Source organism: Paenibacillus sp. SAFN-117 (genome assembly GCF_051966115.1).
Taxonomy (GTDB): Bacteria; Bacillota; Bacilli; order Paenibacillales; family NBRC-103111; genus Paenibacillus_L; species Paenibacillus_L residui.
Genome location: NZ_JBQCLK010000076.1, coordinates 1 through 2,999, shown reverse-complemented (window position 1 = coordinate 2,999; position 2,999 = coordinate 1). Strand labels below are relative to the sequence as shown.

Genomic DNA, 2,999 nt, shown 5'->3' with positions numbered 1-2,999 from the left:
TGTTTCTGCTAAAGCATAATGCCTAAAAGCTGACGGTGTTGCCTGTCCGGGGATTGACGAATATAATGTCCATATCTTAGAAAAGGAAAAGGATGCCCCCTAACGCGTGAACTTGTTGGTAGCAAGATCACCGGAGACATCCCCTCACAAAACATATGATCATTGTATCAAATTACGAGCTGGTTGAGAAGATCCCCGGCGTTTTTTGTTAGGTGTGCAGAAGTCGTCCCTAGTCCTTGTTGTAGCGAGAGTTTATCGGTGATCGGAAGCCGGAGCCGGAAGCTTGTCCATGCTACGGGAGAAAAGAGCGAGTTGGTCATTCGAAGGCTGCGTTGTATCGGCTGCCGGAAAATTCATCACGAGTTACCGGACTGTATTGTGCCTTACAAGCGTTATGAATCAGCATGTGTGGAGAACGTCATCACCTTAGAACCATCGGAAGTAGATGTTGCCGCAGATCACTCTACACTGTTCCGTTGGCGGAGTTGGTTTTGCTCACTTGCTGCGTACTTGCTCGGATGCCTGGAATCTATTGCTATTCGCTTTCATCTAGAGGTTGTGGAGGAATCGTCCGCCCCTTCACAAACTGCACACCATAGTAGATTCGGACGTTACGTCGGCGATGCCTACGGGTGGCTATCCAGAGTTGTCCGCCCCATCGCAAATTCAAATTTATGGGTACATACCCGTTCTGCATTTTTGTCCGAAGCTCCCTGAGATAGACTTGTATCGAATCTATCAGAAGAGGTGCATAGGGATGAAAGATCGAAAGAAAGCGGAACAAATCGCTGCAGAACGTGTGCAACTCCTGGCTCCCCTGCTTACGGAAGGGCTTGATCCGGCAAAGGCAAGGGAAATCAAGCAGAGAATCTGCGAGCAAACCGGAATATCGGAGAGGACGCTCAGGCGGTATCTGGCAGCCTACCGGCAAGAAGGTTTCTGTGGGTTAAAGCCAAAGAGTAAAGGGAAACAACTTACGCTCCCCGCCATTGCGCCAGAAATCTTAGAGCAAGCGATCTTATTGCGGCGGGAGGTGCCGAGTCGGAGTGTCGCTCAGATCATTCAGATCATGGAATGGGAAGGTCGCATTCAACCCGGACAAATCAAGCGAAGTACGCTTCAAGAAAAACTAACAGCACACGGTTACAGCACAAGGCATATGCGGATGTACGCAGATTCCGGTGTGGCCGCCCGGCGGTTCCAACAGCGACACCGCAATCGCCTTTGGCACTCGGATTTGAAGTACGGTCCGTATCTGCCTATTGGGCTAAACGGGGCGATGAAACAAGTGTTTCTCGTTACCTTTATCGACGATGCGACGAGGTTTGTGCTCCACGGTGAGTTTTACCCCGTTATGGATAAGACGATCATCGAGGATGGTTTCCGAAAGGCCATTCAGAAGTACGGTGTTCCAGAAACGGTGTACTTCGACAACGGGAAGCAGTATCGCACCAAGTGGATGACGCGGACGTGCTCGAAACTAGGCATTCGTCTTCTTTTCGCAAAGCCGTATTCGCCGGAATCCACCGGGAAGGTTGAGCGATTCAATCGGGTGGTAGATGCTTTCCTCAGCGAAGCAGCACTCGAGAAACCAAAGACGCTCGACCACCTGAATGAGCTGTTTCAGGCCTGGCTTTCGGAATGTTACCAGAACAGATCCCATTCGGCTTTAGAGAATAAACGAAGTCCCGAAGCCGCATTTCGAAGTGACAAAAAGGCGCTGCGGTTTGTGGAGCCGGAGATACTGGCAGCCGCCTTCCTTCACTGTGAATCTCGCAAAGTAGACAAATCCGGATGCATCAGCTTTATGGATCGCAAATATGAAGTCGGCCTCCCGTTCATCGGATGTACCGTAGATGTGGTGTACGACCCGGCAGACATGACAGAGTTGACGATCGAATACGAGGGTCACGCACCGTGGAAGGTCAAAGAACTTGTGATCGGCGAGCGCGCGGGGAAACGCCCTTCACTGCCGGATCATCTTCAGCCGCTGCCGGCAGATAGGTCAAGACTGCTCACCGCTGCCCAAGAGCGGAGCCATCAGCGCTACACCGAACAAGCGCCAGCGGTCACCTACCGAAGGAAAGGCAAGGTGAATGGCGATGTTTGAAGCATTTTACGAGTTGAGTCGTTCACCATTCTCCAGGGATGTTCCGCCAAGTGAATTGTATGAGTCGGCAATTCTGGAGGAGACGCTCGGGCGCTTAGAGTATGCGGCTGAGCGGCAATGGTTTGCGGTCGTAACCGGTGACTGTGGAACGGGAAAGACAACGACGATTCGACGTTTTACGGAAGAACTGGATGCTGCCAAATTCAAGGTGCTCTACTTGTCAGACTCCAAGCTGACGCCGCGGCATTTCTACAAGGGGCTGCTTGAACAACTCGGTTGTGAGTCGAAATTTTACCGCGGGGATGCCAAGCGTCAACTGCATCGGGAGATCGAACTTATGCGCGGGATCCACGGGCTGCAACCCGTTGTAGTCGTGGACGAAGCCCATCTGTTAGATCGGGAGATGCTAGAAGAGGTTCGCTTCCTACTGAATTTCAAGATGGATGCGCAGAGCCCAATGGCGCTCATCCTCGTAGGGCAAAGTGAACTGTGGGATCGTATTAACCTACAAGCGTACGCCGCGATTCGCCAACGTATCGATCTGCAATGCAAGTTGCCTCATTACGATCGGGCACAAACCGGGGCATACGTTCAAAGACACATGACCTACGCCGGTGCGGAACGAGACATCTTCACGGATGGAGCAATCGACGACATCTATCGCTTCTCTAGCGGAGCAGCTAGGTTAATCAACAAAGTGTGCACGCATTGTTTGATCTACGGTGCTCAGAACAAACACCGCATCATCGACGATCATATGGTTAAAAGAGTGATTCAGGGAGAATTATCATAATTCTCCCTCTCGTATATCCGAAACTGGTCAGATTGACCGTCAATAGCAGGACAACTTACACCGTCAATCTCAGGGCATTATGCGTTAGCATTAACA

The 2,999-nt window shown here is 51.2% G+C and carries 3 protein-coding genes; all 3 read left to right on the top strand.

From position 1 onward, the window contains the following. Positions 1 to 162: 162 nt before the first annotated feature. From ACTHRH_RS25535 to ACTHRH_RS25525, 3 genes are read left to right on the top strand one after another with little or no spacing between them, the layout of a single operon-like run. Positions 163 to 717 carry a DUF6431 domain-containing protein gene (locus tag ACTHRH_RS25535; protein ID WP_313960559.1) on the top strand — a complete coding sequence of 185 codons (555 nt, stop codon included), beginning with the start codon at positions 163 to 165 and terminating at the stop codon, positions 715 to 717. A 40-nt stretch (positions 718 to 757) separates the two neighbouring features. Next, complete coding sequence (locus ACTHRH_RS25530) at positions 758 to 2,110, top strand: DDE-type integrase/transposase/recombinase (protein ID WP_144932263.1); 1,353 nt, start codon at positions 758 to 760, stop codon at positions 2,108 to 2,110. Beyond that, entirely contained in the window at positions 2,103 to 2,903 is an 801-nt protein-coding gene (locus tag ACTHRH_RS25525; RefSeq protein WP_144932525.1) for an ExeA family protein, read from the top strand. Before ACTHRH_RS25530 ends, ACTHRH_RS25525 begins: the two co-directional genes overlap by 8 nt. The last annotated feature ends 96 nt before the right edge of the window (positions 2,904 to 2,999 follow it).